Source organism: Xinfangfangia pollutisoli (genome assembly GCF_020179405.1).
GTDB classification, from domain to species: Bacteria; Pseudomonadota; Alphaproteobacteria; order Rhodobacterales; family Rhodobacteraceae; genus Pseudogemmobacter; species Pseudogemmobacter pollutisoli.
Genome location: NZ_JAICBZ010000132.1, coordinates 1 through 6685 on the forward strand (window position 1 = coordinate 1; position 6685 = coordinate 6685).

The following is a 6685-nucleotide window of genomic DNA, read 5'->3' on the forward strand; positions in this document are numbered from 1 at the left end:
GGGGCGCCGCTCCGCAGGCGGCCCCGCAGCGGGCGCAGCGGCGCGGCGCGCGGCCGCGGCTTCGGCCGGACGGCCGACGGCGAATTCCACCCGGTCGACTTCGGCGCCCGAGGTCAGCAGCTGGCTGCGGATGTGGTCGGCATAATTGCGTTGGACCCAGTCCCCATGGAACGAGGTCGGCACTTCGAACCGCGCAACCCCGTTGCGCAGCTGGGACAGTTTCAGGGGTTCGATCCAGGTCGTGTAATTGTTCTTGCCAACCCGGCCGATCAGCCCTTCGCGAATCTGCCCCCAAGTTTCGTTTGTCATTCTACCCAGCCTGCTATGCGCCCCCGCCGCACGAACGCGCGGCAGCCTACAAACACACCACGATCTTTGCCGCGCGCGAAAGGACCGGACAGGTCGCCTTCGCGGGGCACACGCCTACCTGAGCAAACAACAGAGCCGCCGAGCAAACTGGCCCGGCAGGCTGAAGCAGACAGTCTTCACGCCGAAACGCGAATGACGCTTGTTCCGATCGCAGCCCATGATCCCTTCGGTCCGGTTGGCAGCCCGGTCTTTGCCTTGTCGATCATGGCCCGCGATCACAGTGTCCCCCAAGACGAAGTGAATCGCAGAGAGAAGGTACCAAGCCCCTCAACCCGTCCGCAACCGAACAACGCGCTTGACAGGAACCCGGCCCAAGCGAATCCGGCAGATTTGACAATTTCGCAACGTCACCGCGACGGCCTGCCTTGCAGACAGCAAAACGGGCGCCGCAGACGCGACGCCCGAAAAGCATTTTCATTAACCAGTCGTCCGATCAGCGGGTGAGTCGGCGAAAGATTATTCTGGGATATCAGGCTTTTGCGCCCAGGCCCTTCACGCGCGACGACAGGCGCGAGATCTTGCGCGAGACGGTGTTCTTGTGCAGGACGCCCTTGGTCACGCCACGGGCCAGTTCCGGCTGGGCGGCCTTCAGCGCATCGGCGGCAGCGGCCTGGTCGCCGGAGGCGATCGCCTCTTCGACCTTGCGCAGAAAGGTGCGGATGCGCGAACGGCGCGCCTTGTTCACGGCATAGCGGGCTTCGGACTGGCGGGCGCGCTTCTTGGACTGTTCGGTATTGGCCATCTGGGTCGTGATCCTTCGGTTTTCTGTTCTGGTTGCACGAAAATCCCGAAGGCTCCGCCTCTGGGGACGGAATCATCACGCCTATAGCGGGCCCACGCGCATGTGGGCGGCCCTATACGTCAGGCCGGCCCGAAAGGAAAGCCCGAATCCGCCGATCCGGGCCTTGCGTGGCGTTCAGCGGTCGCGGAACTGCGGCTGGCGCTTTTCCAGGAAGGCGGCCATGCCTTCCTTCTGGTCTTCGGTGGCGAAAGCCGCGTGGAACATCCGGCGCTCGAACAAAAGCCCCTCGGCCAGGGTGGTTTCCTGGGCGCGGTTCACCGCCTCTTTCACCAGCATCGTGGTCAGCGCCGATTTCTCGGCGATCTTCTGGGCGATCTTCAGCGCCTCTTCGACCAGCGATTTCGCCGGGAAGACCCGGCTGACCAGGCCGCAGCGCTCGGCCTCGGCGGCTTCCATGAAGCGGCCGGTCAGGTTCATGTCCATCGCCTTGGACTTGCCGACGAAGCGCGCCAGCCGCTGGGTGCCGCCCATGCCGGCGCAGATGCCCAGATTGATCTCGGGCTGGCCGAACTTGGCCGTTTCGGCGGCCAGGATGAAATCGCACATCATCGCCAATTCGCAACCGCCGCCCAGGCAATAGCCCGACACCGCCGCGATCATCGGCTTCCTGACGCGCATCAGCGCTTCGGTTTCGGCCCCGAAGAGATTGTCGAAAAAGACATCGGCAAAGCCCTTCTCGGCCATTTCCTTCACATCCGCCCCGGCGGCAAACGCCTTTTCCGAGCCGGTGATGACGATGCAGCGCACCTTGTCATTCTTGTCGGCCGCGGTCACCGCATCGGCCAGTTCGCGCATCAGCTTGGTGTTCAGCGCGTTCAACGCGTCGGGCCGGTTCAGCCGGATCAGCGTGGTGTAATCCTCGATCTCGACGATCAGGGTCTCGTAGGCCATGCGCCTCTCCCGAAGAGTTTCCCGACTCCTACCAGCCCCGCCGGGGAAGGCAAGTCAGCGCTGGCAGGCGGGGCAGTAGAAGCTGGACCGGCCCGATTGCACGATCCGCGCCACGGTGCCCCTGCAGCCGGGGGTGGCGCAGGGCTGGCCCTCGCGGTCATAGACGCGGAAATTGTGCTGGAAATAGCCCAATTCGCCATCCGCCTGCCGGTAATCCTTCAGCGAGGATCCCCCGGCCGCGATCGCCTCGTCCAGCACGCTACGGATCACCGGCACCAGCCCCGCCGCTTGCGCCGCGGTCAGATCGCCCGCCAGACGCTGCGGGGCGATGCCGGCCCGGTGCAGCACCTCGCAGACATAGATATTGCCCAGGCCCGCCACCAGATGCTGGTCCAGCAGGGCGGCCTTCACCGGCATGCGCCGCCCGGCCAGGGCCGCGGTCAGGAAGGCCTCGTCAAAGGCATTGCCCAGGGGTTCCGGCCCCAGCTTGGCCAGCAAGGGATGCGCCTCGGCCGTGGCGGTGGGCATCAGGTCCATCGCGCCGAAGCGGCGGGCATCGTTGAAGGTGACCCGGGCGCCGCCCTCGATTTCCAGCACCACATGGTCATGCTTCTGCGGCGCGGGGTGGTCGTGGTGAAAGCTGCCCAGCATCGCGCCCGAAATCAGCATCCGCCCCGACATGCCCAGATGGATCAGCAGCGTCTCGGCGGTGGACAGATCGGCCAGGATGTATTTCGACCGCCGCCGCAGCGCCAGCACCTGCGCGCCGGTCAGCCTTTCGGCCATCCGCTCGGGCAGGGGCCAGCGCAGATCGGGGCGGTTCACCTGCGCGCGGGCGATCCGCCGGCCTTCCAGCACCGGGGCCAGGCCGCGGCGAACGGTTTCGACTTCGGGAAGTTCGGGCATCACATCTCTCGCAGGCGGCTGCCCGCTTCTAGCAAAGCCTGCGCGCGCGCGACAGGCATCCCGCCCACCCCGCCGCGCCGCGACAGTTTGCGGTTTCCCTTGCCCCGCGCCGGGCGCTATATCGCTGCCGGACGGCAGTTTCGGGCGAGGACGCGCCATGACGGACGATCAGGACAAGACCACGCATTTCGGCTTTCGCGACGTGCCGGAATCGGAAAAGGCCGGCATGGTGCATGGGGTCTTCTCCTCGGTCGCCTCGAAATACGATCTGATGAACGACCTGATGTCGGGCGGCGTGCATCGGCTGTGGAAAGACGCGATGATGGACTGGTTGGCCCCGCGCGCCGGCCAGCGGCTGCTGGATGTGGCGGGCGGCACGGGCGATGTGTCCTTCCGCTTTCTGAAACGCGCGCCCGGCGCCAGCGCGGTGGTCTGTGACATGACCGAGGCGATGCTGGTCGAAGGCCGCAAGCGGGCCGAGGCCGGCAAGCTGGCCGAAAGCCTGGATTGGGTGGTGGGCGATGCGATGGCCCTGCCCTTCGCCGCCAACAGCTTTGACGTCTATACGATTTCCTTCGGCATCCGGAACGTCACCCGCATCGCCGATGCCCTGACCGAGGCCTATCGCGTGCTGCGCCCCGGCGGGCGGCTGATGGTGCTGGAATTCTCGCACATCCCGAACGACATGATGCAGAAGGCCTATGACCTGTATTCCTTCAACGTCATTCCGGACATGGGCAAGGCGGTGACGGGCGACCGCGACAGTTACCAATATCTGGTGGAATCGATCCGCCGCTTCCCCGATCAGGAAAGCTTCGCCGCCATGATCCGCAGCGCGGGTTTCGGCCAGGTCAGCTATCGCAACCTCACCCTGGGCGTCGCCGCCCTGCATTCGGGCTGGAAAATCTAGGTGCGCGGGCCCCATAACATCTGGCGGCTGGTCCGCACCCTGGCCACGCTGGAGCGCACCGGCGCGATCGGCGTGGTGCTTGAGGCGATGGATGCGCCGCCCCCGGTGCGCGTGGCGGCGCGCATCCTGGGCTGGCCGTTCAAATGGCTGGGGCTGAAGGGCGACCCGGCCCTGCCGCCGGTCACCCGCGCCATCACCGCGCTGGGCCCGGCCTATATCAAGTTCGGCCAGATTCTCTCCACCCGCCCCGATATCGTCGGTCATGATCTGTCCGAGCAGCTGAAAGTCCTGCAGGACAAGCTGCCGCCCTTCCCGACCGAGATCGCCAAGCGCATGGTCGCGGCCGAGCTGGGCGCCCCGGTCGAAACGCTGTTCTCCAGCTTCTCGGACCCGGTCGCCGCGGCCTCGATCGCGCAGGTCCACAAGGCGCATCTGGCCGATACGGGCGAGGCGGTGGCGGTCAAGGTGCTGCGCCCGCAGATCGAACGCGCCTTCCGCAAGGATATCGACGCCTTCTATTTCGCCGCCCGCTGGATCGAGATCCTGGCCCCCTTCTCGCGCCGGCTGCGCCCGGTCGATGTGATCGCGCATTTCGAAGGCGTGGTGCTGGGCGAATTGGACCTGCGGCTGGAATGCGCGGCCGCGGCGGAATTCGCCGCCAATACCGAACGTGATGAAGGCCTTGTGGTGCCGCGCCCGGTCTGGGCCCTGTCGGGGCGCAGCGTGTTGACCATCGGCTGGGCCGAGGGGATCGGGCTGAACGACATTGCCGCGATCGAGGCGGCGGGGATCGACCGGGTGGCGCTGGGCCACCGGGTGCTGACGCTGTTCCTCAGCCATGCGCTGCGCGACGGCTTTTTCCACGGCGACATGCATCAGGGCAACCTGAAGGTTGCCGCCGATGGCAGCCTGATCACCTATGATTTCGGCATCATGGGCCGGATCGACGAATATACCCGCCGCGTCTATGCCGAAATCCTGATGGGCTTCATCCGCAAGGATTACCGCCGCGTCGCCGAGGTGCATTTCGAGGCGGGCTATGTGCCGGCCGACCGCGACATCGACGACTTCGCCCGGGCCCTGCGCGCGGTGGGCGAGCCGATCTTCGGGATGGAGGCCAGCCGGATCTCGATGGCGCGGCTTCTGGCCTATCTGTTCGAAGTGACCGAACGTTTCGGCATGGAAACCCGCACCGAGCTGATCCTTCTGCAGCGCACCATGGTGGTTGTGGAAGGCGTGGCCCGCAGCCTGGACCCGCATCTGAACATGTGGGAAGTCGCCCGCCCGGTGGTTGAACAATATATCCGCAGTCAGGTGGGGCCGGTCGCGGTGATGCGCGATCTGGCGCGGACGGCGCGGGTTCTGGCGCGGTTCGGGCCGAAACTGCCGGCCCTGGCCGAAGCGGCGCTGATCCGGGCCGGCAACCCCGATGTGCCGCAACGCCCGGCGCAATCGCCGCGCAACCGCGTTCTTTGGCTGCTGGCGGGGGCGGCGCTGTTCGCCGCCGGCCTGGCCTTGGGCTGGCTGCTGTTCGACTGATCATTCCGTCGGGGTGCGCAGGGCGGTGATCGCCGTCGCCGGCACCTCGATCCCGCCCTGGAAGACCAGCACCACATTGCCATCGACCCCCCGCGCCTCGGTGATGCGGCTGTAATATTCGACCGGGTCCTCGCTGATCACCTCGCCGTTGCGGCTGCTTTCCAGGGTCAGCGTATAGCGCCCCTCGGGCAGGGGATCGCCCTCGGCATCGGCGCCCAGCCACATGTAGCTTTCCGTCGAGACCGGAATCGTCTCGCGCGAGACGAGATTGCCCTCGGCATCCCGCACGACCAGCACTGTCGCATCGGCCGTGTCGGCGGGGTTCGGCGCCAGTTCGACCGGCGTGCCCGAGAACCAGACATCGGCCGGCGCCCGCCCCTCTTGCCCGACCCAGCCGGCCAGCTGCGACATGCCCATGATCGACAGCTGCGTTGCGATCGTGCCCAGCATCTGATTGGCCTGTACCTGCTGCTCGACCCCGGAAAACGTGGCCAGCTGCACGGCGAAATCGGTGGATTCGATCGGGTTCATCGGGTCCTGGTTGGTCAGCTGCGTGGTCAGCATCTTCAGGAAAGTGGTGAAATCCGATGTCAGCCCGGATCTGCCGGCCGATCCGGAGGACCCGGAAGAGCCGGACGATCCCGAAGACCCGGAAGAGCCCGAGGAAGAAGACGCTGCGGAAGGGGTCTGGATATCCATTCTGGCCTCAGATCCGAAGGTAAAGCCCGCCGGGCAGGGGGGGAAGCGGGCGAAGGAGGGGGGAAGGGGATGCAAGCAGGGCCGGATCGCCATGCCCCGGCATGGGCGAAGCAAGGGGCGGCGGGGTCGGCTGTCCCTTCTGGCCCTCGCCCGACCAGCGGCCGAAGGACAGATCCAGCTGCGAAAACCCCGCCGCGCGCAGATCGCCGGCCAGCCGGTCGGCATGGCGGCGCATCAGGTCCAGCGTATCCTGCCGCTCGGCGCTGATCGCCAGCGTCACCCGGTCGCCCTCGGCCCGAAGGTCGATGCGCACCGCGCCCAGTTCTTCGGGCGACAGGCGCAGTTCGGTGACGCCGGGCTTGGCAACCACCGTCGCCTCGACGAGTTGCGGCAGGACCGCCGCCGCCGCCGGCTCGGCCGGTCTGACATGCGGGCTGGGGCCTGCAGGCGCAGCGGGCGCGGGCGGTACGGGCGGCGGGTCGCCGGAGTGCGGCGCCGCCGCGGCAGGCAAGGGGTCGGCGGCCGCCTGGCCGGTTTTCGACACGGCCGGCCGCAGGGGGGGCAGCGGC

The 6685-nt window shown here is 67.0% G+C and carries 8 protein-coding genes; 2 read left to right on the top strand and 6 right to left on the bottom strand.

The window, feature by feature from the left end; translation table 11 throughout:
• The 4 genes from K1Y73_RS20900 to mutM form a co-directional block, all read right to left on the bottom strand.
• Positions 1-309 (bottom strand): DnaA N-terminal domain-containing protein (locus K1Y73_RS20900; RefSeq protein ID WP_318248267.1); only part of this gene is annotated, 309 nt, incomplete at its 3' end.
• Between the two features lie 529 nt (positions 310-838).
• Positions 839-1111, bottom strand: coding sequence for a 30S ribosomal protein S20 (rpsT, locus tag K1Y73_RS20905; RefSeq protein ID WP_225030294.1), 273 nt, complete (start codon positions 1109-1111; stop codon positions 839-841).
• Between the two features lie 174 nt (positions 1112-1285).
• Positions 1286-2062, bottom strand: coding sequence for an enoyl-CoA hydratase (locus K1Y73_RS20910; protein ID WP_225030296.1), 777 nt, complete (start codon positions 2060-2062; stop codon positions 1286-1288).
• Between the two features lie 54 nt (positions 2063-2116).
• Positions 2117-2968 carry a bifunctional DNA-formamidopyrimidine glycosylase/DNA-(apurinic or apyrimidinic site) lyase gene (gene mutM, locus K1Y73_RS20915; RefSeq protein ID WP_225030297.1) on the bottom strand — a complete coding sequence of 284 codons (852 nt, stop codon included), beginning with the start codon at positions 2966-2968 and terminating at the stop codon, positions 2117-2119.
• A gap of 157 nt (positions 2969-3125) precedes the next feature.
• Here mutM and ubiE point away from each other — a divergent pair, with 157 nt between their 5' ends.
• Positions 3126-3878: a bifunctional demethylmenaquinone methyltransferase/2-methoxy-6-polyprenyl-1,4-benzoquinol methylase UbiE gene (ubiE, locus tag K1Y73_RS20920; protein ID WP_225030298.1), complete on the top strand. Its 753-nt coding sequence runs from the start codon at positions 3126-3128 to the stop codon at positions 3876-3878.
• On the top strand, positions 3879-5417 hold the full coding sequence (ubiB, locus tag K1Y73_RS20925; protein WP_225030299.1) for a 2-polyprenylphenol 6-hydroxylase: 1539 nt from the start codon (positions 3879-3881) through the stop codon (positions 5415-5417).
• On the opposite strand, the gene K1Y73_RS20930 is transcribed toward ubiB, so the two are convergent.
• Positions 5418-6116, bottom strand: a complete 699-nt coding sequence (locus K1Y73_RS20930; protein WP_225030300.1) for a flagellar hook capping FlgD N-terminal domain-containing protein — start codon at positions 6114-6116, stop codon at positions 5418-5420.
• A gap of 7 nt (positions 6117-6123) precedes the next feature.
• Positions 6124-6685, bottom strand: a 562-nt coding sequence (gene fliK, locus K1Y73_RS20935) for a flagellar hook-length control protein FliK (RefSeq protein ID WP_225030301.1), incomplete at its 5' end; no start/stop codon positions are given.